This window comes from Pseudomonas graminis (assembly GCF_013201545.1).
GTDB lineage: Bacteria > Pseudomonadota > Gammaproteobacteria > Pseudomonadales > Pseudomonadaceae > Aquipseudomonas.
In genome coordinates this window covers 4,872,884-4,896,439 of the sequence record NZ_CP053746.1, presented here as the reverse complement: position 1 = coordinate 4,896,439, position 23,556 = coordinate 4,872,884, and the positions used below count along the sequence as shown (strand labels likewise).

The window sequence follows — 23,556 nt, the reverse complement described above, 5'->3', positions numbered from 1 at the left end:
TGTACGCGCTGGTTGACAAATCCTGCGGCGCACTTGAACTGATACTTTTTTGCACCTGGAATTCAGCCGGCCACGTCGTAGAACTGCGCCCGCGCATGGTGCGGGGCAGTTCCAGCGTAGTTGAAGGGTGCGAAGGGGTAACGAATCAGTACAGGTTTTGTTCGGTCAGGCGCTGTACGGCGAGGCGGCGATAGTGGGAGGGGGTCATGCCTTTGAGCTTCTGGAAGCGTCGATTGAAATTGGAGATGTTGTTGAAACCCGACTCGAAGCAGACGTCAGTCACCGGCCGGTCGCCATCGGCGAGCAGTTCGCAGGACTTGCTGATGCGCAAGCGGTTGACGAATTCCACAAAGCAGCGCCCGGTGGCTTGCTTGAACACGCGGGAAAAGTAGGTGGGCTTCATGCCCAGGTAGTCCGCCACTTCTTCCAGCGGCAGTTCGCGGGCGTAGTGGGTAAAGATGTATTCCACCGCCTTGTTGGTGCGCTCCACGGCGTGATCATCCGACAGTTGCGACGCAGTGGTACCGGACAACAGCTGGAAATCGTCACTGGCGGCCAGCAATTCCAACAGGATGAAGAAATGACCCAGGCGCGTCATGCCAGTGGTGTCGGCAATCTTTTGCATCAATTTGGTGGCCTGGCGGATCGTTCGCTTGCAGCGAAATTCGATGCCGTATTGCGCGCGGTCGAGCAACGGCGCGAGGGCCTTGAGTTCGGCGAACACCTGATTGCCGCTTTCGAGCAGCTCTTCGGTGAAATTCACCAGCATGTCGCGCTTTGGTATGACCTCGTCTTCTTCGATCTGACTGATCCAGTTGTGCGGAAGATTGGGGCCGGTGAGAAACAGCGTCTCAGGGTAGAAATTGCCGATGTAATCGCCGACGAAGACCTTGCCGGAACTGGCAACAATCAGGTGCAGCTCGTATTCCTTGTGGAAATGCCAGCGCACCAGCGGGCAGGGAAAACCGTGCTCGCGGTAGATGATCGACAGCCCATTGTGGTCGTCCATCAACTCGTAGGAAGGGTCGGTGACTCTTGTTGTTTTGGTCATGCGAGTGCCGATCTGGAGAGTGGCGTGGGGCTAATGTGCACTATTTGCTGGGCGGAATACAGATGCGGGCTTTAAACAGATGCAGATGGATGCGTGACTTCAGTGGGACTGGCTTCAGCCGGGAAGAGGCCGTTTTGAGCACCATCATTTCTGCGGTGTGACGCCCGACGCTTTCCCGGCTAAAGCCGGTCCCACTATGTGACCGCGGTGTTCAGTGGGACCGGCTTCAGCCGGGAAGAGGCCGTTTTGAGCACCCTCAATTCAGCGGAGTGACGTCCGATGCTTTCCCGGCTAAAGCCAGTCCTACTAGGGGACCGCGGTGTTCAGTGGGACCGGCTTCAGCCGGGAATAGGCCAGAGTGGGCGCCATCAATGCTGCGGCTTGACGCTCAGCTGCGCAGTGGACTAACCATACCCCTCAACAACCCGATACGCTGGTGCCCCTTCCGCGAACGCCTCCAGAGAGCCGCCACCCCATGAAAAAAATCCTCGTGATCGGCATCGGCGCAGGCAATCCCGAGCACATCACCGTTCAGGCGATCAAGGCGCTGAACCGTACCCAGGTGTTTTTCATCCTCGACAAGGGCTACGCCAATGATGACCTGCTGGCGTTGCGCCGGGACATTTGCGAGCGCTACATCGAGGGGCGTGACTATCGTCTGGTGCAGGTGAGCGATCCCCGGCGCAAGGACGATTCGTCGTCTTATCGCAGCGGCATCGAGCACTGGCACGAGCAGCGCGCCGTGCTGTTCGAGCAACTGATAACCGATGAACTAAAGGCGGGCCAGACCGGGGCGTTTCTGGTGTGGGGCGACCCGGCGCTGTACGACAGTACGATGCGGATTCTCGATCAGGTGCTGGCCCGCGGCCGGGAGTCATTTGGCTATGAGGTCATCCCCGGCATCACCAGCGTGCAGGCGCTGGCCGCCGGGCATCGCATCGGCCTGAATCGCATTGGTGAGCCGATCCACATCACCACTGGGCGAGAGCTTGCGGCGGAGCAGGGTGCGCAGATCAGCAACAGCGTGGTGATGCTCGACGCCCACTGCACCTTCGAGCGGTTTATCGACGAAGCGCTGCACATCTATTGGGGGGCTTATCTCGGCACCCCTGACGAGATGCTCATTTCAGGCCCGCTGCGCGAAGTGAGCGCGCAGATACGTCAGGCGCGTGAAACAGCGCGGGCGCAGAAGGGCTGGATCATGGACACCTATCTGCTGCGCCGCGCCGTTTTTTAGACAAAACGCTTCAGGTGTTCTTGTTCTTGGCTTCGATCCACTGCGACATGTACTGCGTGCTCTTGTGCTGATGATGGCGAAGCATGGTGCCCGTGAAGTTGGCCGTGCGATGGGCCGGTAGCGTCTCCCGCAGCGCAAGGATGCGTTCGATCAGCGCGGCGCAATGGCGATCATGGCTGTAACGCGCCGGCAGCAGGTGCCAGCCGTCCCGTTGCGCCCGTTCCCAGCGTGCCTGATCGGTGTAGAGGCTGACGGCGGCGTCGGCGAGCCCTTGGGCATCACAGGCCACCGCGCCGGGAAAGGACAGCTCGCCGTGCATGGCTTCGGCACCGATGGGCGTCGTCACGGTAGGTGTGCCGCAGACCATGGCGTCGATGATCTTGCCCTTGATCCCCGCGCCGAATCGCAGCGGCGCCAGGGAAACCCGCGCCGCACCCATCACCTCCAACGCGTCTTCAGCCCAGTTCATGATGTGGAACCCCTGGGCAGCATTATGCAGTGCTGCAGCCTTGGGCGGCGTATACGCGCCATACACACGAAGCTGAGCTGCCGGCAATTGCGCGCGGATCAGCGGCCAGACGGTGTTTTTCAGCCACAGCACCGCATCCCAGTTCGGTGCGTGGCGAAAGTTGCCGATGGTGATGAAGTGCGCACGTTCTTCGAATCCACGCGGGCTGGCGGGCGCCGTGTGGTTCTCTCGCACAAGCAACGGTACCCAATGGAGCTGAGCAGCAGGCACTGAAAATGCCTGGGTCAGCAACTCGATTTCGACGTCGGACACCATCAGGCTCAGGTCACTGCGGTGGATCGCGGCGACCTCGCGCTGGGCCAGGTCAGTGGACGCCATTCGCGTGAACAGTTGATCCTGCGACGTCTGAAAATAACCGGTCAGATCAGCATCGGGCTTACCGTCCAGCCGTTCCTTGACCGCCTGATGACGGGCGTGGCGCAGGCTCTGCAGGTCGGAAGTCTCAAGCAGGCGGATCGCGTTCGGGCAATGCTTCTCTACCCGCCAGCCGAATTGCTCTTCCATCAGGAACTGGTCGAACAACACCACGTCAGGCTGCAGCTCACTGATAAAGGCATCAAAACTGCCGTGATTGAGGGTAATGGTGACTTCGGTGATCCCCAGCCCCCCAAGATCGGCCTTGTGCTCGCCTTCGGTGGCCGCGCTGGCGAAGGTGATCTGCCAGCCCTGTTCGAGAAAACAGTCGATCAGTTGCATGACGTGGCCACTGGCCGCAGACGATCGCGGCTCGGGCCAGACGTAGCCAATGATCAGCACATGGATCGGGGTGGGCTGCGCCGGTTGTTCAGTTGCCAAGAATGCCCTTTACCTTGTCACGCAGCTGATCAATGGAAAACGGCTTGCCGATGTTGTGCATGCCTTCTGGCACATCGACGGAATCCGCGTAGCCACTGGCGAACAGCACCGGGATGTCGGGGCGAATTTCACGCGCCCGATTCGCGAGATCTTTACCGTTCATGTCGGGCAGGCCCAGGTCGGTCATCATCAGGTCAATGGTCTGGTCAGCGTTGTTCAGAACCGCAAGCGCCTCGGCGGCGTCGGCCGCTTCCAGCACGGTGTACTCAAGCTCTTCGAGGACGTCGACAATCAACATCCGGACGATGTTGTCATCTTCGACCACCAGAATCGTGCGGGGTGAATCGGACATGGCAGGTTCCTTAATTGGGCAGGGAGCGCATCGCACGGCATTGGGTGTACAGCGTTTCGCTGGGGGCGCAATTGTGCCAACTTCCGCGCCGCAACAACACGATTCAAACGAGTGTAGTAGCTATTAAGCTGCACTCAAATGTACAGTTCCGGCCGAATTAGTCTCTCTGTAATGTGAGAAAATTCAACCTTGTACGTCGGAAGCTGGAGTTTTTGTCGAGATTTGCGGCAAACTCCGTCGTTTAGACGAATCCGCCTGAGCCCTCGCGATGATCACCAACTCTGCAGTCGATGAGCAACGTTTCCGCAAACTGTTAAGCCGCAACGTCAGTTTACCTTTGGCTGTCGGCGTGCTGAGTGCGGCTTTCTTCGTCATTTTGATTTCCTACCTGTTGTCCGCCATCCAGTGGGTCGAACACACCGACCGGGTGATCAACAACCTGAATCGCTCGCTCAAGCTCTCGGTGGACATGGAGACCGGGATGCGCGGCTTCCTGCTGACCGGCGATGAGCGTTTCCTCGACCCCTACGAAGTCGCCAAACCGGCCATCAGCACCGAACTCCAGGGCCTCGAAGAACTGGTCGCCGACAACCCGGAACAGGTCGATCGCTTCAAGCGACTGGCCGCGCTGCAATCCTCCTGGAACGAGTTCGCCCAAGAGATGATCACCCTGCGACGCACCGGCGGCGATTACCAGACGCCGATCCAGAATCGTCGCGGCAAGCGCCTGGCTGACGAGATGCGTGAGCAATACGAGCAAGCGGCCAACGTCGAGCATCAGCTGCGTCTGACACGCAACACCGACGTGACCCACACCACCGTGTTGTCGGTCTCGCTGTATATCGCGTTCATTCTGTTGGTCAGCGGAATTCTGGCCTGGGTCGGGCGTCGGGACATGACCACGCTGTCCGATACCTACGCCGCCAACCTCAAGGCGCAACAGTTGGACGCCGAGCGCCTGTCCCACGTCGCCTGGCTGCGCAATGGCCAGAGCGAACTGGCCGAGCAGGTCATCGGCCAGCTCACCCTCAATCTACTGGGCCGCAACGTGCTGCATTTCTTCGCCCAATACCTGGGCGCGGTGGTCGCGGCGGTGTACGTGCGCCAGGAGCACGGCGGTCTGGTGCGCGTGGCTTCCTACGGTTTCTCCCGCGAGCAGGAGCAGCACGAGCAGTCGATCTACAGCGGTGAAGGCGTGGTTGGCAAAGCGGCCGAGCAGGATCAGATCATCACCCTGGACAACGTGCCCCAGGACTACTTCAAAGTTACTTCCGGCTTGGGCGAAGGCTCGCCGCGCAGCGTCGTGGTGGTGCCCACCAGCAACGATGATCACGTCAACGGTGTGATCGAACTGGGCTTCCTTCGTGAACTGGCCCCCCGTGACCTGGAGTTTCTCGAGCTGGTGGCCGAGAACGTCGGCACGTCCATCGAGGCGGCGCGCTACCGTCAACGCTTGCAGGAAGTGCTCGCCGAAACCCAGCAGCTCAACGAAGAGCTTCAGGTGCAGCAGGAAGAACTGCGCACGGCCAACGAAGAGCTGGAAGAGCAGTCGCGGATCCTCAAGGAATCCCAGGCCCACCTGGAAACCCAGCAGGCGGAGCTGGAGCAGACCAACGAGCAACTGGCCGAGCAGGGCAAGGCGCTGGCCGACCAACGTGATGCACTGGACCGCAATAACGAAGAATTGCACATCGCCCAGATTGAGCTGGAAGCCCGCGCCGACGAGTTGCAGCGCTCCAGCAAATACAAATCCGAATTCCTCGCCAATATGTCCCACGAGCTGCGCACGCCGCTGAACAGCTCGCTGATTCTGGCCAAGCTGCTGGCGGAAAACCCCCAGGACAACCTTTCCGAAGAGCAAGTCAAGTTCGCCGAGTCGATCTACTCGGCGGGCAACGATTTGCTCAACCTGATCAACGACATTCTGGATATTTCCAAGGTCGAGGCCGGCAAGCTGGACGTGCGTCCGGAAAACAGCAGCGTCAGCCGTCTGGTCGAAGGCTTGCGCATGACCTTCCAGCCTCTGGCGGCCGAAAAGAAGCTGGAATTCTCGGTGGAGATCCAATCGGGCACGCCGGTTTCGCTGTACACCGATCGCCAGCGCCTGGAGCAGATCCTCAAGAACCTGCTGTCCAACGCCGTCAAGTTCACCGAAAGCGGCGCTGTCAGCCTGACCGTTTCCCGCCAGCCCGGCGAGGGCGTGGCGTTCACCGTTCGCGACTCCGGCATCGGCATCGCCGAGGAGCAGCAGGAAAGCATTTTCGAAGCGTTCCGTCAGGCCGACGGCACCACCAATCGCCGTTACGGCGGCACCGGCCTGGGCCTGTCGATTTCCCGGGATCTGGCGCGTCTGCTCGGCGGTTCGATCAGCGTCACCAGTGCGCCGGGACAGGGCAGTATTTTCACCCTGGTCCTGCCGGAAGAGTACGTTGAACAGGAGCCTTCGCAGTACGCCGAGGCGCCAGTGATTGCCGTGCCGCCCGCGCCAGTTCCCACCCGCGTCACGCCGCCCGCGCCTGTTGCGGTGAGGGTTTCGCCGCCTGCCGAGCCTGTTCCGCGCTTTGCCGACGACCGCGAAAAAGCGCCGTTCACCAAACGCTGCATTCTGGTCATCGAAGACGAAGTGCGATTTGCCCACATCCTCTACGACCTGGCCCACGAGCTCGGCTACAACTGTCTGGTGGCCCATGCCGCCGACGAAGGCTTCGATCTGGCCGCATCGTTCATCCCGGACGCGATCCTGCTGGACATGCGCCTGCCGGACCATTCCGGTCTGACCGTGCTGCAACGCTTGAAAGAACTGCCGAGCACCCGACACATTCCGGTGCACGTCATTTCCGTCGAGGACCGTCAGGAAGCCGCGCTGCAAATGGGCGCCATCGGCTATGCGGTCAAGCCCACGACCCGCGAAGAGCTCAAGGACGTCTTCGCCCGGCTGGAAGCCAAGCTCACGCAGAAGGTCAAACGCATCCTGCTGGTGGAGGACGACGCCTTGCAGCGTGACAGCATCGCGCGGCTGATCGGCGATGACGACATCGAAATCACCGCCGTCGGTTTCGCCCAGGATGCCCTCGAGCTGCTGCGCGACAACGCCTACGACTGCATGATCATCGACCTGAAGCTGCCCGACATGCTCGGCAATGAACTGCTCAAGCGCATGTCCATCGATGACATCTGCGCGTTTCCGCCGGTCATCGTCTACACCGGGCGAAACCTGACCCGGGACGAAGAAGCCGAGCTGCTGAAGTACTCGCGCACCATCATCATCAAGGGCGCACGCTCGCCGGAGCGCCTGCTCGACGAGGTGACGCTGTTCCTGCACAAGGTCGAGTCGCAGCTGTCGAACGAGCGCCAGAAGATGCTCAAGACCGCGCGCAGTCGCGACCGGGTGTTCGAAGGACGCAAGATCCTGGTGGTCGACGACGACGTGCGCAACATCTTCGCCCTGACCAGTGCGCTGGAGCACAAAGGCGCCATCGTCGAGGTGGGGCGCAACGGCCTGGAAGCGATCGAGAAGCTAAACGCCGTCGATGACATCGATCTGGTGCTGATGGACGTGATGATGCCGGAGATGGATGGCTACGAAGCCACCATCGAGATCCGCAAGAATCCGCGCTGGCGCAAGCTGCCGATCATTGCCGTGACGGCCAAAGCGATGAAGGACGATCAGGATCGCTGCCTGCAGGCCGGTTCCAACGACTACCTGGCCAAGCCGATTGACCTGGACCGGTTGTTCTCGCTGATTCGTGTGTGGCTGCCGAAGATGGAACGTATCTGAGTGAATCGGATCAATTGACCACGCCCGCTGCCCGACAGAGTTTTGCTGATGCACCTTGAGAGAGACGCCGATATCGAGTTGCGCTTGCTGATCGAAGCGATCTACTTGAAGTACAGCTACGATTTTCGCGATTACTCAGGCGCCTCGGTGAAGCGTCGGGTTGCCCATGCATTGCGTCAGTTTGAACTGAAGACCATTTCCGCGTTGCAGGAGCGGGTGCTGCATGACCCCTCTGCCTTTATGCAGCTTTTGCAGTTCCTCACGATTCCGGTCAGCGAGATGTTCCGCGATCCGACGCACTTCCTGGCGATCCGCGAGGAGGTCGTGCCGTTGCTGAAGACCTATCCGTCGTTGAAGATCTGGATTGCCGGCTGCAGCACCGGGGAGGAGGTCTATTCAATGGCCATCCTGCTGCGGGAGGAGGGCCTGCTCGAACGCACGATCATCTACGCCACTGACATCAACCCCAATTCCCTGGAAAAAGCCAAGCAAGGCATCTTCTCCATGGAAAACATGCGCGGCTACAACGAGAACTACCTCAAAGCCGGCGGCAAGCGGCTGTTTTCGGAGTACTACACCGCTGCCTATGATTACGCGATTTTCGATAAGACCCTGCGCGAAAACGTGACCTTCGCCGATCACAGCCTGGCGACCGACAGCGTGTTCTCCGAAACCCAGTTGATCTCCTGCCGCAATGTGCTGATTTATTTCAACAAGAAGCTGCAGGACCGCGCCTTCGGGCTGTTTCACGAGTCCCTGTGCCATCGCGGGTTTCTCGTGCTGGGCAGCAAGGAGACCCTGGACTTCTCCGGGTACAAGGGCCACTTCGATCCTTTGGTCAAACTCGAGCGGATCTACCGCAAATCATGAGAACGTCGTTCCCTGACACCACCCCGGAGCCGCCCGCGCTCCCGGCGGTGGACGCCATTGTGGTGGGCGCGTCGGCCGGTGGTGTCGAAGCCCTGCTGAAGATTTTTCGTACATTGCCCAGAGGATATCGGCTGCCGATCCTCGCGGTGCTGCACGTGCCGGATCAGCGTCGCAGCCATCTGGCCGAGGTGTTCGCGGCGAACCTGGCGATACCGGTCAAGGAAGCGGACGACAAAGAAACCATCAAGCCCGGCACGCTGTATTTTGCCGGGCCCAGTTATCACCTCTCCATCGAGAACGATCTGAGCCTGTCCCTAAGCCAGGAGGAACGGGTGCATCATTCGCGCCCGAGCATCGACATCCTGTTCGAATCGGCCGCAGACGCCTATGGTGATCGGCTGGCCGGTGTGTTGTTGACCGGTGCCAACAGCGATGGCGCGCGCGGGATGGCACGAATCAAGGAGTACGGCGGTCTGACCGTGGTCCAGGACCCGGCCCGGTCGCTCGCGCGGACCATGCCGGAAGCGGCGCTTGCTCTTCATACGCCGGATTTTCTATTGCCTTTGCCCGACATCGGGTCCTTGCTTGTCGAGCTGGAACGAATTGCATGCTGAGTGATATCAAAGCCAAACTGCTGATCGTGGATGATCTGCCGGAGAACCTGCTCGCCCTCGAAGCGCTGATCAAGCGTGAGGACCGTCAGGTGTTCAAGGCGTTGTCTGCGGACGAGGCCCTGTCGCTGCTGCTTGAACACGAGTTTGCGATGGCGATTCTCGACGTGCAGATGCCAGGGATGAACGGCTTCGAACTTGCCGAGCTGATGCGCAGCACCGAGAAGACCAAGAACATTCCCATCGTGTTTGTCAGTGCTGCCGGGCGCGAGCTGAATTACGCGTTCAAGGGTTATGAAAGCGGTGCAGTCGATTTCCTGCACAAGCCCCTCGATATTCATGCGGTAAAGAGCAAGGTCAACGTCTTCGTCGATTTGTACCGCCAGCGCAAGGCCCTCAAGCAGCAGCTTGAGGAGCTGGAACGCAGCCGCGCAGAGCAGGAAGCGCTGATGCGCGAGCTGAAATCGACGCAGAGCGAGCTGGAGCGTGCGGTTCGCATGCGCGATGACTTCATGTCGATCGTTTCCCACGAAGTGCGCACGCCGCTCAACGGGCTGATTCTGGAAACCCAGCTACGCAAGCTGCATCTGGCCAAGGACAATGCGTCGGCGTTCACCATGGAGAAACTCCGGGCCATGGTCGACCGCGATGAGCGGCAAATCCAGAGCCTGATTCGCCTGATCGAGGACATGCTTGACGTGTCGCGGATTCGAACGGGCAAGCTGTCGATTCGTACCAGCCCCTTCGATTTGTCGGAGCTGGTGGTCAATCTGGTGGAAAGCTATTCGGCGCAGATCGCTGCCGCCAGCAGTGTGGTGACGTTGCACGCCACGGCGCCGGTGATTGGCGTGTGGGACGAGTTTCGCATCGAGCAGGTGGTGGCGAATCTGCTCACCAATGCGTTGCGCTACGGCGCGCGCAAGCCGATCGAGTTGCGGGTGTACAGCGAGGCAGGCGAGGCGCGGATCGAGGTGCGCGATCACGGGATCGGGATCAGTCCGGAAAATCAGAAGCGCATTTTTCAGCAATTCGAGCGTGTTGCTGCCAGTCATGCGGTGGCCGGCCTCGGCCTTGGGTTGTTCATTTCCGATCAGATCGTCAGTGCTCATGGCGGGCGGATCAGTGTCGAGAGCGAGGAAGGGGCGGGGTCGATGTTTCGGGTTTCGTTGCCGCTCTGATCGATATCTCTAAGACCAAGATCACAAGCGTCTGCCTGGGGGCAGACTGTTTCGCCTTCGGCGACTTACTTTTGAAAAGTCGAAAGTCGCACCCTCCAAAAGTAAGCAAAAGTGCCTGCTCCTGGCTTGGTTCCTCCTTCGTCGGAATCCCCTCACTCCGGTCCCGCTCCGTGGGCCCGCGCCGAACGGACATCCATGTCCTGACGGCGCTCGCGCCGCATCCATGCGGCTCGTCCCACTGCGCGAGACCTGCGTTCAGCCTGCACCCAAGTCGCGATTGGCGGTGTTTGAGCCTTTTGCGTATGAAGATCAAAAGCAGATCAAAGGCTTCCCGGCTGAAGCCGGTCCTACAGTCGGAGGCGATCCCATTGAATGCATGCGCTGCTGTTAGTGGGACCGGCTTTAGCCGGGAAGAGGCCCCTGATAGCACCAGAACTTTGGCGGTGTGACACCCGATCGCTTCCGCTCAAGCAGATATACCTCCCCATGACCGGAGTGGCCTCATCGATGGCAGTTCCGGTCATTGCCGCCCAGCCCGGCGGTGCGCACAATCGCGGCTTGTTCTGGTTGCCCTGGATGCGTCGGCATGGCCCAACTCCTGTTTTTCGCTCACGCCAACGGCTTTCCGTCGGGTACGTACGGCAAGTTGTTTGCCGCGCTTGGGCCTGAGTTCGAGGTTCGGCATCTTGAGCAGCATGCTCATAACCCGCAATTTCCGGTAACGGACAACTGGCCGCAGCTGGTGGATGAGTTGATCCACCACTTGCGCGAGCAGCCTGAACCGGTGTGGGGCGTGGGCCATTCGCTGGGCGGCGTGCTGCATTACCACGCGGCGCTGCGTCATCCGGAGTTGTACCGGGGCGTTGTCATGCTGGATTCACCGGTGCTGACGCGGTTCGATCAATGGATGATTCGTGCCGCCAAGCGCTTCGGCTTCATCGATCGCATCACGCCCGCAGGCCGCACGTTGGGGCGTCGTGAAGTGTTCAGCAGTGTCGAGGCGGCCCGGGAGTACTTTGCCGGCAAGTCGCTGTTCCGGCGTTTCCATCCCGAGTGTTTCGAGGCGTATCTGCTTCATGGGCTGCAAGCCGAGGGCGACGGGTTGCGCTTGCGTTTCGATCCCGCCACCGAAATCAGCATCTATCGCAGCGTGCCCCACACCAGTCCGGGCCTTGCCCGTCAGTTGCGGGTGCCGTTGGCCATGGTGCGCGGCGAAAGCAGCGATGTGGTGCGGCGCCACCATGCGTTGTCGGTCAAGCGCATGCGCGAGGGCGTGTATCTTTGCGTGCCCGGCGGGCATATGTTCCCGCTCGAACATCCCGAGGACACCGCCCGCCTGCTCAAAACGCTGTTTTCACGCTGGACGGCCAGAGCCGACGCCGCCACCGCTGACGCTAACGCCGCGCTGCACCGAGCCGGCGCATGACCTGCTCGGTGGAAGAAATCCGTCTGAGTCTGCCCCATATTGAGCTGGCGGCTCATCTGTTCGGGCCCCAGGATGGCATTCCGGTGATCGCCCTGCATGGCTGGCTGGACAACGCCAACAGCTTCGCGCGGCTGGCGCCCAAGCTTGAAGGGCTGCGGATCCTGGCGCTGGACATGGCCGGGCATGGCCACTCCGACCACCGCCCGCCGGGATCGGCTTATGGTTTGCCGGACTACGCCCACGATGTTTTGCAGGTAGCGGGCCAGATGGGCTGGGAACGGTTTTCCCTGCTGGGGCATTCCTTGGGGGCGATCATTTCGGTGATCGTTGCGGCCGCGATCCCCCAGCGAGTCAATCGTCTGGCCTTGATCGACGGTGTGGTTCCGCCAGTGGCCGAGCCGGAGTCTGTCGTCGAGCGCATGGGCGCGGCGCTGCAGGCGCAATTGACCCAGCAGAGCAAGCGCAAGCCGGTGTATGCGGACATGGACCGGGCGGTGGAGGCGCGGATGAAAGGCATGGTGGCGGTCAGTCGCGAGGCGGCGGAACTCCTGGCCCAGCGTGGCTTGATGCCGGTGCCGGGTGGTTACACCTGGCGCAGCGACAGCCGACTGACCTTGCCCTCGGCAATTCGTCTGACGGGAGCGCAGGCGCTGTCTTTCGTCACGGCGGTGCGTTGTCCGGCGCAGTTGATCGTCGCCGAGGAGGGCATGCTCGTGCAGAACCGGGAGCTGCTCGCCAGTGTTCCTTTTACGGTGACGGCCTTGCCGGGCGGGCACCATCTGCACCTCAACGATGAGACGGGCGCGCGCTCTGTTGCAGACTGTTTCAATCGCTTCTTCGCCGTTCCTTGACTTGCGACCTGCAACTGCCGAGGCTGGGGCAGTTGAAACAGGAGACTGCAAGATGGACCACTGCCCACGCCGCACCGTTTTATTTTCATGTTCGCCGCGCGTTGTCGCGGCTTTGTTTTGCCTGCCGATTATGTTGCCTGCGGGTTTATCCGCCGCATCAACCCCCGCCTCGCCGATTGCCCTGTCATGAGCGCATCCCTAACGTTCAGCCACGCCTTCACCCGCACGCTCGCGCTCACGTTGCTGCTCACCGGCATCAGTACTGTCGCCCATGCAGCCGACGTTCCCGGTAGCCAGGATCTGCCCAATCTGCCGCGACTGGAAGACGCCGAAATCGTCGATTACCGGCCCTCCGTCGAGCTGGAACGCATCTACCCGCTCGGCTCGATTCGCAAGATCAGCGGCCAGTTGCGCTTCGACGGGCAGGTGTCCGGGCGCGGCAACGTCACCGGGATCACTTACCAGTTGCCGGTCGAGCACAGCGCCGACGAGGCCTTCACCGCCGCCCGTGAAGCCTTGCAGCAGCAGGGTGCGCAGTTGCTGTTCTGGTGCCAGGCCCGCGATTGCGGCGAAAGCAGCCTGTGGGCCAATGAGGTGTTCGGCAACGCCAAGCTGTATGGCGCCGACAACGGTCAGTCCTATCTGCTGCTGCGCCTCGCCGCCCCGGCGGACAACACGCTCGTGGCGTTGTACGGCATCACCCGGGGCAACCGTCGGGCGTTCCTTCACGTCGAGCAATTTCAGTCGAGCACCCCGCTGGGGGATTTGTTGCCGACCTCCGCCACCCTGTTGCGCGAGCTGAAAAGCACTGGCGAGCTGGAGCTGCCGATGCTGACCGCAGCACCGCAGGAGCCCTGGATCACGTTGCTGTCACGTGGCCTGAATCTGGACAGCACCTTGCGCGTTACCCTGTCCGGGGACCAGCGCGAGGCCTGGCGTCAGGCGCTGGTCGCCAAAGGCGTGCGCGCTGCCCGGCTGGAAGCGGGCGATCGGAAAAACCCCGGCCTGACCCTCGAACTCATTCGCTGAGGGTGCATTCCAGCTTTGGGCTGACTTCACTGTGTGTTTACAATGCCGCCCTTTAATCGCCCCCGTGAGTCAGATGACAGAGCCAAGCGTGCTTCGCCTTTCCATTTTTGTGACGTTTGCTCTGGCTGTTTTTGGGGTGGTTTTCGGTCTGCTGACCGGATCTGCGTCGATTATTTTTGACGGTGTATACACCCTGATCGACGCAATCATGACGAGCTTTGCTCTGCTCGTCGCAAAGCTGATTGCCGTCTCTCACAACGATTTCGGTCAAGCCCGCCTGACCAGAAATTTCACAATGGGGTTCTGGCACCTTGAGCCCATTGTGCTCGGGTTGTCCGGGACTCTATTGGTGGGCACCGCTGGCTATGGCCTGATCATGGCCGTGGGAAGCCTGATGGCGGGCGGGCGACACCTGGACTTCGATCTCGCGCTCATTTTTGCGCTAGTGGCCCTTGTGAGCGCAGTGGGAATGATCATCTATGGCCGACGCGCCAACAAACGACTCAATTCAAGCTTCATTGCCCTGGACGTAAAGGCCTGGACGATATCTGCCGCAATGACCGGCGCTCTGTTACTCGCGTTCCTGACTGGCTGGATGATCAGGGGCACAGCGCTGGAATGGTTATCGCCTTATATAGATCCAGCGGTCCTGGCGCTTGTCTGCCTCATCGTTTTGCCCTTGCCGCTGCCGACGATTCGTGACGCTCTCGCCGATGTTCTGCTGGTGACCCCGCCAGAAATGAAGAAAAGAGTCGACGAGGTTGCAAGCGATGCTGTCCAGCGACATGGCTTCCTTTCCTACCGTGCCTATGTGGCCCGTGTGGGGCGCGGGAGACAGATCGAGATTTACTTCATCGTTCCGCCGGGCTTGCCGCCACGGTCCCTGGAGGCATGGGATCTGATCCGGGATGAAATTGGCGAAGAGGTTGGAGGTACCGGCCCTGATCGTTGGCTGACAATAGCCTTTACCGTTAATAAAGAATGGGCTGAATGAGAGAAGGTCAATTCGCCCGCTGACATCACCGGTCAAGTCATCAGCACCCATAGAAATGGGCTCTGTTCCCGTCTTGAAGTCAGGCCCAGGTATCCGCACAACGCGGGCTGCGCGGTTCGACGGTATGCTTGTCGGATTCAACCCCTTTTGTTGCGGAATGACCGATGTTCAATAACGATCGCCTGTTGGTGCAGATTCTCCTGCTCGCGCTGCTCGGCGCCTGCCTGTGGGTGATGGTGCCGTTCTGGTCGGCGCTGTTCTGGGGGGCGGTGCTGGCATTCGCCAGTTGGCCGCTGATGCGTCTGCTGACCCGCGCGCTCAAGGGGCGGGAGTCCCTCGCGGCCGCCATTCTGACCCTGGGCTGGATGGTGCTGGTGCTCGCGCCGCTGGTCTGGCTGGGCTTCAATCTGGCGGACCACGTGCGCGACGCAACCGCGTTCGTCAAGGACGTGCAAGTGGACGGCCTGCCCGATCCACCCACCTGGCTGGCGGGCGTTCCGCTGGTGGGCGAGCGGCTGGTGGGCTACTGGAACACCATCGATCAACAAGGCGCTGCGTTACTGGTCAGCGTCCGACCTTACCTGGGCCAGGTCGGCAACTGGCTGCTGGCGCGCAGTGCGCAGATTGGCGGTGGCATTCTCGAGCTGACCCTGAGCATCATTTTCGTGTTCTTTTTCTACCGCGACGGGCCGCGGGTGGCGGCGTTTGTGCTCAGTTTGCTGGAACGACTGATCGGCGATCGCGCCCAGTACTACCTCGATCTCGTGGCGGGCACGGTGCAGCGGGTGGTCAACGGCGTTATCGGCACGGCAGCGGCACAGGCGGTGCTGGCCTTGATCGGTTTCCTGATTGCCGGCGTGCCCGGCGCGCTGGTGCTGGGGATCGGCACTTTCCTGCTGAGCCTCGTGCCTATGGGCCCGCCGCTGATCTGGATACCGGCCACGGCGTGGCTGGCCTGGAGAGGCGATTACGGCATGGCGATCTTTCTCGGCCTCTGGGGGACGTTCATTGTCAGTGGCGTCGACAACGTACTGAAGCCGTATCTGATCAGTCGCGGCGGCAACCTGCCGTTGGTGATTGTCCTGCTCGGTGTGTTTGGCGGGTTGCTGGCGTTCGGCTTTATCGGCCTGTTCATCGGCCCGACGTTGCTGGCAGTGGCTTACAGTTTGTTGCTGGACTGGGTTGGAGACAGCCGCGCGCGGCAGCCGGTCAAGTAATTAAATTCAATAAAAAACTGCCGTCGTCCGGGGCACTCGGTCAATTTTGCGCGCGGGTTTGCCCCGGCGCCGTCATGACAGGCTTTGGTGACGCGGGGGTCAGGTTCGCGGCAGATCCAGCACCGCGGTCAGGCCGCCTCCCGGGGTTTGCTCGAGGCGCAGGTCGCCGCCCATTCGGCGTGCGGCTTCCCGGGCGATGGTCATGCCGATGCCGACGCCGCCCGAGTTGCGATTGCGCGAGCTTTCGACGCGATAGAAGGGCTCGAACACCACTTCACGCAGGTCTTCGGGAATCCCCGGGCCGTGATCGATGACGCTGACCCGCAGGCGATCGCTGGCGTCCTCGATCTCTACCCGCGCGTGGCCTGCGTAACGCAGGGCGTTGTCGATGAGGTTGTTCAGGCACGAACGCAGGGCCATGGGCTGGGATTTCAGCGGCCGGCAGTTGCCGCTGGCCTGGATATCATCGCCGTTGTCCTGGGCGTTTTCGGCCAGGGATTCGATCAGCGCCTGCACGTCGAAATACTGCAGGGCTTCGCTGGTGCGCTGTTCGTTGAGGTAGGTCAGGGTCGCGTCGAGCATGCCGATCATGTCGTTGAGGTCCTGGCTCATCTGCCCGTGCAGCCGCGGTTCGTCGATCTGCTCGACCCGCAGTTTCAGGCGCGCGAGGGGCGTGCGCAGGTCATGGGACACGGCAGCGAGCATGCGCCCGCGCTGTTGCACTTGGTCGCGAATGCGCTCCTGCATCAGGTTGAACGCCTGCGCCGCCTGACGTGCCTCGCGAGGACCATTGGCGGCCAGCGGCGGACTGTCGAGGTTTGCACTGAGGCGCTCGGCCGCTTCGCTCAGTCGGCGGATCGGCCGGCTCAGGGCCTTGGCGCCGAACCAGGCAGCAAGCACCAGACTGATCAACTGGAACAGCAGGGGCACCAGCGGAATGCCGAGCATTGGCGGGCGGCAAGGCGGCCGGCGCCTGTCGTTCTGGTCTGCCTCGGCGGCAGGATCGCGGTCGGACGGCGCTTGCATCTGGCTGGCCGTCGGCCGATCGCAGCCGGGCGGGGGCGGCATTCTCGGGCCGTAGTAGTGAAACCAGACGAACGCCAGCAGGTGCGCGAGGACGATCGCCAGCAGCGCCCCGCCAAACAGCCGGGCAAACAGGGTGTCGGCCGAGCGGATCAACCAATCTCCCGGGCGTCGAACATATAGCCTTCGCCGCGCACGGTTTTGATCAGTTGCGGGGATTTCGGGTCATCGCCCAGCTTCTGGCGCAGGCGCGAGACCAGCAGGTCGATGCTGCGATCAAACGCTTCGATGGAGCGACCGCGGGCGGCGTCGAGCAATTGTTCGCGGTTGAGCACGCGACGCGGCCGCTCGAGGAAGACCCGCAGCAGGCGGAATTCGGCGTTGGACAGGGGCACGACGAGGCCGTCCGGCGCGGTGAGTTGGCGCAGCACGCTGTTCAGGCGCCAATTGTCGAAGCGCAGAGTGGTGCGTTCTTCGGTGCGGTCGTCGCGCACGCGGCGCAGGATGGTCTGGATCCGCGCGACGAGTTCGCGGGGCTCGAAGGGTTTGGCCATGTAGTCATCGGCACCCAGTTCCAGGCCGATGATGCGGTCGGTGGGTTCGCAGCGGGCGGTGAGCATGAGAATGGGGATGTCGGAGGTGCTGCGCAGCCAGCGGCAGAGGGAGAGGCCGTCTTCGCCGGGGAGCATGAGGTCGAGGACGACGACGTCGTAGGTGTCTTCGGTCAGGGCCAGGCGCATGGCGTTGCCGTCGGTGACGCCGGTACTGTGGATGTTGAAGCGGGCGAGGTAGTCGCAGAGCAGTTCGCGGATGGGGATGTCGTCATCGACGATGAGGGCGCGGGTGGTCCAGCGGCGCTCTGCGCTCGGTGCGGTGGCGGTGGGGCTGTCGGGTGTTGTCTGCATGGTGCTGCCGCCGTGTGGTGCCGCCGATTGGGCCGCGGATAGGAGTCGACGCTGCCATGCTACTTCGCTGGCGAGCGGGGCGGAAGGGTGGGGTGGGGAGGTGTCGGTGGGTTGTCTTGAATGTATCAAGACCGGTACATCGGCGGTGTGGCTCAGAAAGATCAAAAGCGTCGGCCTAACGGCCTCTGGTTTCGCCTTCGGCGAGTTACTTGGAAAAGCACCCCAAGTAACCAAGGGTGCTTGCTCCTGGTTGGGCCCTTCGTTCCTCAGGGTTCCTTCACTCCGGTCTCGCTCCGTGGGCCCGCGCCGAACGGACATCCATGTCCTGACGGCGCTCTCGCCGCATCCATGCGGCTCGGCCCACTCCGCAAGACCTGCGTTCAGCCTGCACCCAAGTCGCGATTGGTGTCGTCTGGACGTCTTGCGTATGAAGATCAAGATCTAAAGCGAATCAACAGCTTCCCGGCTGAAGCCGGTCCCACTAAATGCGCGTGCTGCTGTTAGTGGGACCGGGCTTTAGCCGGGAAGAGGCCAGCCCAAGCGGCGACAGTTTTGCTGATTGGACACCCCATCTGTGGGAGCGAGCTTGCTCGCGAATGCTTTATCTCAAACACCAGATATCCGATGGATGTACCGACCCCTTCGTGAGCAAGCTCACTCCCACAAGTCCCTGGCGCTTGACCCGCCCTTGATCTGCTTTTGATCTTCTACGCGGTAGGTCAAACACCGCGAAACGCGACTTGGGTGCAGGCCGATCGTAGACGACGCGGAGTGGGCCGAGCGGCATGGATGCCGCGAGAGCGCCGTCAGGACATGGATGTCCGTTCGGCGCGGGCCCACGGAGCGTCGTCGGAGTGAGGGAACCCGACGAAGTCGGGTCAAACCAGGAGCAGGGCCTTTTTGGTTACTTTTTTCTGGGCCGGCAATCCGGGCTCTTGAAAAAAGTGACCCGCCGTAAGGGCGGAACCATAACAACAACCCACACAAATAACGGATATGCCCACGGTGTAAAGCTTCTAAACGCTCCGATTTATTCACTCTTTACGCTTTCTTTATGCCCCCCACCCCCCGTCGCTCTCGTTCCTTTACACCCCCACTGCAGACAATTGCCCCACACGGCAGTCGCCGTATGACGGAGAGTTTTTCATGAGCGTTCTGGATGGGGTGTCACTGCTGCTCGCAGCAGGGTTATTCGTTTACTTGCTGGTTGCGCTCCTGCGCGCTGGCCGGGTCGAGGAGTAACGGCCATGCACGGTTACGACTACCTGCTGATACTGGCGTTTTTCGCCCTGGTGCTACTGCCCGCGCCGCTGCTGGGACGGTTCTACTACAACGTCATGGAAGGCAAGCGCACCTTTCTGACCCCGGTCATGGGCCCGGTCGAGCGCATCTGCTATCGCCTGGCCGGCGTCGACCCCACGATCGAACACAACTGGAAAACCTACACAATCGCCCTGCTGGCGTTCAACCTGGCCGGGTTCGTCGTGCTGTTCTCCATCCTGCTCCTGCAAGGCTCGCTGCCGCTTAACCCACAGGGTCTGCCGGGCATGGAGTGGTCGCTGGCGTTCAACACCACCATGAGCTTCGTGACCAACACCAACTGGCAGAGCTACAGCGGCGAATCGTCCCTGAGCTACCTGAGCCAGATGGCCGGCCTGACCGTGCAAAACTTCGTCAGCGCCGCCACCGGCATCGCCGTGCTGGTCGCGTTCTGCCGAGGCATCAGCCGTCGCTCGACGCAGCACCTGGGCAACTTCTGGGCGGACATGACCCGCGCCACCCTCTACGGTCTGCTGCCGCTGTGCCTGGTACTGGCGCTGCTGCTGGTCTGGCAGGGCGTGCCGCAAACCTTCGCTCATTACATGGACGCCGTCACCCTGCAAGGCACCGACCAGACCCTCCCGCTGGGCCCGGCCGCCAGCCAGATTGCGATCAAGCAACTGGGCACCAACGGCGGTGGCTTCTTCGGCGTCAACTCGGCGCATCCGTTCGAGAACCCGACCATCTGGAGCAACCTGTTCGAGCTGGTGTCGATCATCCTGATCCCGGTGGCGCTGGTGTTCACCTTCGGCCATTACGTCAAGGACATGCGCCAGAGCCGCGCGATCATCGCCTGCATGCTGGTGCTGTTCCTGATTGGCGGCGCGACGGCGATGTGGGCCGAATATCAGCCCAATCCTGCGCTGAACATCGCGTCGGTCGAGCAGACCGCGCCGATGGAAGGCAAGGAAACCCGCTTCGGCACCACCGCCACTGTGCTCTGGGCGGCGACCACTACGGCGGCGTCCAACGGTTCGGTCAACGGCATGCATGACAGCCTCAACCCGCTCACCGGGATGATCGCCCTGGCCAACATGATGGTCGGCGAAGTGATCTTTGGCGGCGTCGGCGCAGGCCTCTACGGCATGTTGCTGAACGTATTGATCGCGGTATTTCTCGCCGGCCTGATGATCGGCCGCACCCCGGAATACCTCGGCAAGAAGCTGCAGGCCCGTGAGGTCAAGTTGCTGGTGGCGACCTTGATCGTGATGCCGGTCGGCGTGCTGGTGTTCGGTGCGCTGGCGGCCTCGTTGCCCGGCCCGGCGGGGGCGGTGAGCAATCCCGGCGCCCACGGTTTCAGTCAGTTGCTTTATGCCTACACCTCGGCGACCGCCAACAACGGTTCGGCCTTCGGCGGCTTCAGCGCCAACACCACCTTCCACAACCTGATGTTGGGCCTGTCAATGTTCATCGGCCGCTTCGGCTACATCCTGCCGGTGCTCGCGCTGGCCGGCAGTCTGGCGGCGAAGAAGAGCTCGCCGCTGGGCCAGAACAGCTTCCCGACCCACGGCCCGCTGTTCGTCACCCTGCTGACCGTGACCATCTTGCTCGTGGGTGGCCTGACGTTCCTGCCGACCCTGGCACTGGGACCGATCGCCGAACACTTGAGCCTGGGCTTCTGAGGACCACACCATGAACATGCAAGCCCCCGTAACAAAGAGCGCGAACAGTAAAAGCCCGGCCAGCGAGACAGCACGCCATGACGCGCAGCCCGTAGCGGCCAAAACCGGTCTTGCTGCCCTGTGGCGACCGGCGCTGGTGCAGGCGTTCGTCAAGCTCGACCCGCGTCAGCTGCACCGTGCGCCGGTGATGCTGGTGGTCGAACTGACCGCGATCCTGACCACCGTGCTGTGCCTGATCCCCGATCCGGCCGTGCCAACCTCCGTCGCCGTGCAGATCGCGGTCTGGCTGTGGTTCACCGTGTTGTTCGCCAACTTCGCCGAAGCCTTGGCCGAGGGTCGCGGCAAGGCCCGCGCCGACAGCCTGAAAGCGGGCAGCGAAGGCCTGAAGGCGCGGATCCAGAGCGCCAACGGCGGTTACGAAATGGTCAACGCCGCGACCCTGCGCAAGGGCGATGTGGTTCGCGTCGAAGCCGGGGAGTTGATTCCGGGCGACGGTGAGGTCATCGAAGGCATCGCGGCGGTCAACGAAGCGGCGATTACCGGTGAGTCTGCGCCGGTGATTCGCGAGTCCGGCGGCGACCGTTCGGCCGTGACCGGTAACACGCGACTGGTGTCCGACTGGCTGCTGGTGCGCATCAGCGCCAACCCCGGCGAATCGACCCTGGACCGCATGATTGCGCTGGTCGAAGGGGCCAAGCGCCAGAAGACCCCCAACGAGGTGGCCCTCGATATTCTGCTCATCGGCCTGACGTTGATCTTCCTGCTGGTGGTCGTGACCCTGCAGCCGTTCGCGCACTTTGCCGGCGGTAACCTGCCGCTGGTGTTCCTCGTGGCGCTGTTGGTCACCCTGATTCCGACCACCATCGGCGGCCTGCTCTCGGCCATCGGCATTGCCGGCATGGATCGCCTGGTGCGCCTCAACGTGATCGCCAAATCCGGCCGTGCGGTAGAGGCGGCGGGTGACGTGCATGTGTTGCTGCTGGACAAGACCGGGACCATCACTTTTGGCAACCGTCGTTGTGCGGCGGTGTATGCCGCGCCGGGCGTGACGCCGAAAGAGCTGAGCGAAGGCACGCTGCTGGCCTCGCTGGCCGATGACACGGCTGAAGGCAAGTCCATCGTTGAATACTTGCGCGGTCTGCACCCGATGACCGAGCCTGCACCGAGCCAGTTGACGGCAGTACCGTTCACGGCGGAAACCCGTCTGTCTGGCGTCGATTTCGAGGGCCGTGTGTACCGCAAGGGCGCCGTGGACTCGCTGCTGAAATTCCTCGGCCGTGACCGCAATGACCTGCCGCCGGTACTGGCGCGGGAGATCGACAAGATCGCCAAGACCGGCGGCACGCCGCTGCTGGTCTGCGGCGATGGCAAACTGCTGGGGGCGATTCACCTCAAGGACGTGGTCAAGCCGGGCATTCGCGAGCGCTTCGAGGAACTGCGCAAACTGGGCATTCGCACGGTTATGGTCACCGGCGACAACCCGCTGACGGCGGCAGCGATCGCGGCAGAAGCAGGCGTTGATGACGTGCTGGCCGAAGCCACTCCCGAGAAGAAACTGGAGCGCATCCGTCAGGAACAGAACGACGGGCGATTGGTGGCAATGTGCGGCGACGGCGCCAATGACGCCCCGGCGCTGGCCCAGGCCGACGTCGGCATGGCGATGAACGATGGCACCCAGGCGGCGCGGGAAGCGGCCAACATGGTCGATCTCGACAGCGACCCGACCAAGCTGCTGGACGTGGTGCAGATCGGCAAGGAATTGCTGGTGACCCGCGGCGCCCTGACGACCTTTTCCATCGCCAACGACGTGGCCAAATACTTCGCCATCCTGCCGGCACTGTTTGCCTCGATCTACCCGCAACTGGGCGTGCTCAACGTCATGCACCTGGCCAGCCCGCAGAGCGCGATTTTGTCGGCCATCGTCTTCAACGCGCTGATCATCGTCGTGCTGATCCCGCTGGCATTGCGCGGCGTGCGGGTGCAGGCCGCCAGCGCTGCGCATCTGCTGCGCCGCAATCTGCTGGTGTACGGACTGGGCGGGATTGTCGTGCCGTTCGTGGGGATCAAGGCAATTGACCTGCTGTTGACCGCCTTGCATCTGGTTTAACCCGCTGATCGTGCCGCGTGGTGACTGATCCCGCGCGGCGCTCACTTCGAAATGAGGAATGAATGATGTCCAGCGTATTGCGTCCGGCCCTGAGCCTGATCGTTCTGATGACCCTGATCACCGGCGTGGCTTACCCGCTGGTGGTGACCGGCGTCGCCCAGGTGGCGTTCCCGGACCAGGCCAATGGCAGCCTGGTCTACGACGACCATGAAAAGGTGCGCGGCTCGGAGTTGATCGCGCAGAATTTCACCGGCGAAGAATGGTTTCATCCGCGTCCGTCTGCCGGGGCCTACGCCACCGTCGCCAGCGGCGCGAGTAACCTGGCGCCGAGCAATCCGGCGCTGGCGACGCGAGTGACCGAGGATACCGCCAAGGAAAAAGTCGACAGCCAGGGTCCCGTACCGCTGAACCTGCTGACCACGTCCGCCAGCGGTCTTGATCCGCATCTGTCGCCGGCTGCGGCGGAATATCAGGTGTCCCGCATCGCAGCGGCGCGTAACCTGCCGCGCGAATCGGTGCAGAAACTGGTGGCGGACAACACCCAGACCTCGCTGATCGGCCCGCCGGTGGTGAACGTACTGGACTTGAATCTGAGTCTGGATCGGTTACCGTCTGGCAAAGCCGTGAACTGACGCCAACGGGCGACGCCACACGAGCTCAC

19 protein-coding genes are annotated in these 23,556 nt (G+C 61.9%); 14 read left to right on the top strand and 5 right to left on the bottom strand.

What is annotated here, in order from left to right; translation table 11 throughout:
- Positions 1-145: 145 nt before the first annotated feature.
- Positions 146-1,051: an AraC family transcriptional regulator gene (locus tag FX982_RS21850; RefSeq protein ID WP_172612558.1), complete on the bottom strand. Its 906-nt coding sequence runs from the start codon at positions 1,049-1,051 to the stop codon at positions 146-148.
- 475 nt (positions 1,052-1,526) lie between these two features.
- On the opposite strand from FX982_RS21850, the gene cobF reads away from it, so the two are divergent.
- Positions 1,527-2,288, top strand: a complete 762-nt coding sequence (cobF, locus tag FX982_RS21845; protein ID WP_172612557.1) for a precorrin-6A synthase (deacetylating) — start codon at positions 1,527-1,529, stop codon at positions 2,286-2,288.
- 10 nt (positions 2,289-2,298) lie between these two features.
- Here cobF and FX982_RS21840 read toward each other — a convergent pair whose 3' ends face one another.
- Entirely contained in the window at positions 2,299-3,513 is a 1,215-nt protein-coding gene (locus FX982_RS21840; RefSeq protein ID WP_172613140.1) for a glycosyltransferase family 4 protein, read from the bottom strand.
- 88 nt (positions 3,514-3,601) lie between these two features.
- The gene (locus FX982_RS21835; RefSeq protein WP_172612556.1) at positions 3,602-3,964 is read right to left on the bottom strand and encodes a response regulator; all 363 of its coding nucleotides are present in this window, start codon (positions 3,962-3,964) and stop codon (positions 3,602-3,604) included.
- A 268-nt stretch (positions 3,965-4,232) separates the two neighbouring features.
- Here FX982_RS21835 and FX982_RS21830 point away from each other — a divergent pair, with 268 nt between their 5' ends.
- From FX982_RS21830 to FX982_RS21790, 9 genes are all read left to right on the top strand, one after another.
- Positions 4,233-7,742 (top strand): response regulator, encoded by a 3,510-nt coding sequence (locus FX982_RS21830; protein ID WP_172612555.1) that lies wholly within the window; start codon positions 4,233-4,235, stop codon positions 7,740-7,742.
- Positions 7,743-7,790: 48 nt separating this feature from the next.
- Positions 7,791-8,612: a CheR family methyltransferase gene (locus FX982_RS21825; protein ID WP_172612554.1), complete on the top strand. Its 822-nt coding sequence runs from the start codon at positions 7,791-7,793 to the stop codon at positions 8,610-8,612.
- Complete coding sequence (locus tag FX982_RS21820; RefSeq protein ID WP_172612553.1) at positions 8,609-9,226, top strand: chemotaxis protein CheB; 618 nt, start codon at positions 8,609-8,611, stop codon at positions 9,224-9,226. Before FX982_RS21825 ends, FX982_RS21820 begins: the two co-directional genes overlap by 4 nt.
- On the top strand, positions 9,220-10,401 hold the full coding sequence (locus tag FX982_RS21815) for a hybrid sensor histidine kinase/response regulator (protein ID WP_122534659.1): 1,182 nt from the start codon (positions 9,220-9,222) through the stop codon (positions 10,399-10,401). Before FX982_RS21820 ends, FX982_RS21815 begins: the two co-directional genes overlap by 7 nt.
- A gap of 586 nt (positions 10,402-10,987) precedes the next feature.
- Entirely contained in the window at positions 10,988-11,827 is an 840-nt protein-coding gene (locus FX982_RS21810) for an alpha/beta fold hydrolase (protein ID WP_172612552.1), read from the top strand.
- A complete protein-coding gene (locus tag FX982_RS21805; protein WP_172612551.1) occupies positions 11,824-12,678 on the top strand; it encodes an alpha/beta hydrolase in 855 nt (284 codons plus the stop codon). The genes FX982_RS21810 and FX982_RS21805 overlap by 4 nt, the downstream gene beginning before the upstream one ends.
- A gap of 186 nt (positions 12,679-12,864) precedes the next feature.
- Complete coding sequence (locus tag FX982_RS21800; RefSeq protein ID WP_172612550.1) at positions 12,865-13,707, top strand: DUF4892 domain-containing protein; 843 nt, start codon at positions 12,865-12,867, stop codon at positions 13,705-13,707.
- 73 nt (positions 13,708-13,780) lie between these two features.
- Complete coding sequence (locus FX982_RS21795) at positions 13,781-14,701, top strand: cation diffusion facilitator family transporter (protein ID WP_172612549.1); 921 nt, start codon at positions 13,781-13,783, stop codon at positions 14,699-14,701.
- Between the two features lie 164 nt (positions 14,702-14,865).
- Positions 14,866-15,918: an AI-2E family transporter gene (locus tag FX982_RS21790; protein WP_172612548.1), complete on the top strand. Its 1,053-nt coding sequence runs from the start codon at positions 14,866-14,868 to the stop codon at positions 15,916-15,918.
- Positions 15,919-16,017: 99 nt separating this feature from the next.
- Here FX982_RS21790 and FX982_RS21785 read toward each other — a convergent pair whose 3' ends face one another.
- Positions 16,018-17,097 carry a sensor histidine kinase gene (locus FX982_RS21785; protein WP_172612547.1) on the bottom strand — a complete coding sequence of 360 codons (1,080 nt, stop codon included), beginning with the start codon at positions 17,095-17,097 and terminating at the stop codon, positions 16,018-16,020.
- Positions 17,094-17,846 (bottom strand): response regulator, encoded by a 753-nt coding sequence (locus tag FX982_RS21780; RefSeq protein ID WP_122538444.1) that lies wholly within the window; start codon positions 17,844-17,846, stop codon positions 17,094-17,096. Before FX982_RS21780 ends, FX982_RS21785 begins: the two co-directional genes overlap by 4 nt.
- A gap of 1,146 nt (positions 17,847-18,992) precedes the next feature.
- On the opposite strand from FX982_RS21780, the gene kdpF reads away from it, so the two are divergent.
- The 4 genes from kdpF to kdpC all read left to right on the top strand — a co-directional run bounded on the left by kdpF (position 18,993) and on the right by kdpC (position 23,527).
- On the top strand, positions 18,993-19,088 hold the full coding sequence (gene kdpF / locus FX982_RS21775) for a K(+)-transporting ATPase subunit F (RefSeq protein ID WP_037009437.1): 96 nt from the start codon (positions 18,993-18,995) through the stop codon (positions 19,086-19,088).
- Positions 19,089-19,093: 5 nt separating this feature from the next.
- Positions 19,094-20,788 carry a potassium-transporting ATPase subunit KdpA gene (gene kdpA, locus FX982_RS21770; RefSeq protein WP_172612546.1) on the top strand — a complete coding sequence of 565 codons (1,695 nt, stop codon included), beginning with the start codon at positions 19,094-19,096 and terminating at the stop codon, positions 20,786-20,788.
- 10 nt (positions 20,789-20,798) lie between these two features.
- Complete coding sequence (gene kdpB / locus FX982_RS21765) at positions 20,799-22,895, top strand: potassium-transporting ATPase subunit KdpB (RefSeq protein WP_172612545.1); 2,097 nt, start codon at positions 20,799-20,801, stop codon at positions 22,893-22,895.
- Positions 22,896-22,960: 65 nt separating this feature from the next.
- On the top strand, positions 22,961-23,527 hold the full coding sequence (gene kdpC, locus FX982_RS21760) for a potassium-transporting ATPase subunit KdpC (RefSeq protein ID WP_172612544.1): 567 nt from the start codon (positions 22,961-22,963) through the stop codon (positions 23,525-23,527).
- Positions 23,528-23,556: the final 29 nt, after the last annotated feature.

Excerpts from the sequence above, each read along its gene's own strand:
- FX982_RS21835 (WP_172612556.1), bottom strand. The coding sequence starts at position 3,964 with ATGTCCGATTCACCCCGCACGATTCTGGTGGTCGAAGATGACAACATC.
- FX982_RS21795 (WP_172612549.1), top strand. The coding sequence starts at position 13,781 with ATGACAGAGCCAAGCGTGCTTCGCCTTTCCATTTTTGTGACGTTTGCT.
- kdpC (WP_172612544.1), top strand. The coding sequence starts at position 22,961 with ATGTCCAGCGTATTGCGTCCGGCCCTGAGCCTGATCGTTCTGATGACC.
- kdpF (WP_037009437.1), top strand. The coding sequence starts at position 18,993 with ATGAGCGTTCTGGATGGGGTGTCACTGCTGCTCGCAGCAGGGTTATTC.
- FX982_RS21815 (WP_122534659.1), top strand. The coding sequence starts at position 9,220 with ATGCTGAGTGATATCAAAGCCAAACTGCTGATCGTGGATGATCTGCCG.
- cobF (WP_172612557.1), top strand. The coding sequence starts at position 1,527 with ATGAAAAAAATCCTCGTGATCGGCATCGGCGCAGGCAATCCCGAGCAC.
- FX982_RS21805 (WP_172612551.1), top strand. The coding sequence starts at position 11,824 with ATGACCTGCTCGGTGGAAGAAATCCGTCTGAGTCTGCCCCATATTGAG.
- FX982_RS21810 (WP_172612552.1), top strand. The coding sequence starts at position 10,988 with ATGGCCCAACTCCTGTTTTTCGCTCACGCCAACGGCTTTCCGTCGGGT.
- FX982_RS21825 (WP_172612554.1), top strand. The coding sequence starts at position 7,791 with ATGCACCTTGAGAGAGACGCCGATATCGAGTTGCGCTTGCTGATCGAA.
- FX982_RS21790 (WP_172612548.1), top strand. The coding sequence starts at position 14,866 with ATGTTCAATAACGATCGCCTGTTGGTGCAGATTCTCCTGCTCGCGCTG.
- FX982_RS21800 (WP_172612550.1), top strand. The coding sequence starts at position 12,865 with ATGAGCGCATCCCTAACGTTCAGCCACGCCTTCACCCGCACGCTCGCG.
- FX982_RS21820 (WP_172612553.1), top strand. The coding sequence starts at position 8,609 with ATGAGAACGTCGTTCCCTGACACCACCCCGGAGCCGCCCGCGCTCCCG.
- kdpB (WP_172612545.1), top strand. The coding sequence starts at position 20,799 with ATGAACATGCAAGCCCCCGTAACAAAGAGCGCGAACAGTAAAAGCCCG.
- FX982_RS21850 (WP_172612558.1), bottom strand. The coding sequence starts at position 1,051 with ATGACCAAAACAACAAGAGTCACCGACCCTTCCTACGAGTTGATGGAC.
- kdpA (WP_172612546.1), top strand. The coding sequence starts at position 19,094 with ATGCACGGTTACGACTACCTGCTGATACTGGCGTTTTTCGCCCTGGTG.
- FX982_RS21840 (WP_172613140.1), bottom strand. The coding sequence starts at position 3,513 with ATGCAACTGATCGACTGTTTTCTCGAACAGGGCTGGCAGATCACCTTC.
- FX982_RS21830 (WP_172612555.1), top strand. The coding sequence starts at position 4,233 with ATGATCACCAACTCTGCAGTCGATGAGCAACGTTTCCGCAAACTGTTA.
- FX982_RS21780 (WP_122538444.1), bottom strand. The coding sequence starts at position 17,846 with ATGCAGACAACACCCGACAGCCCCACCGCCACCGCACCGAGCGCAGAG.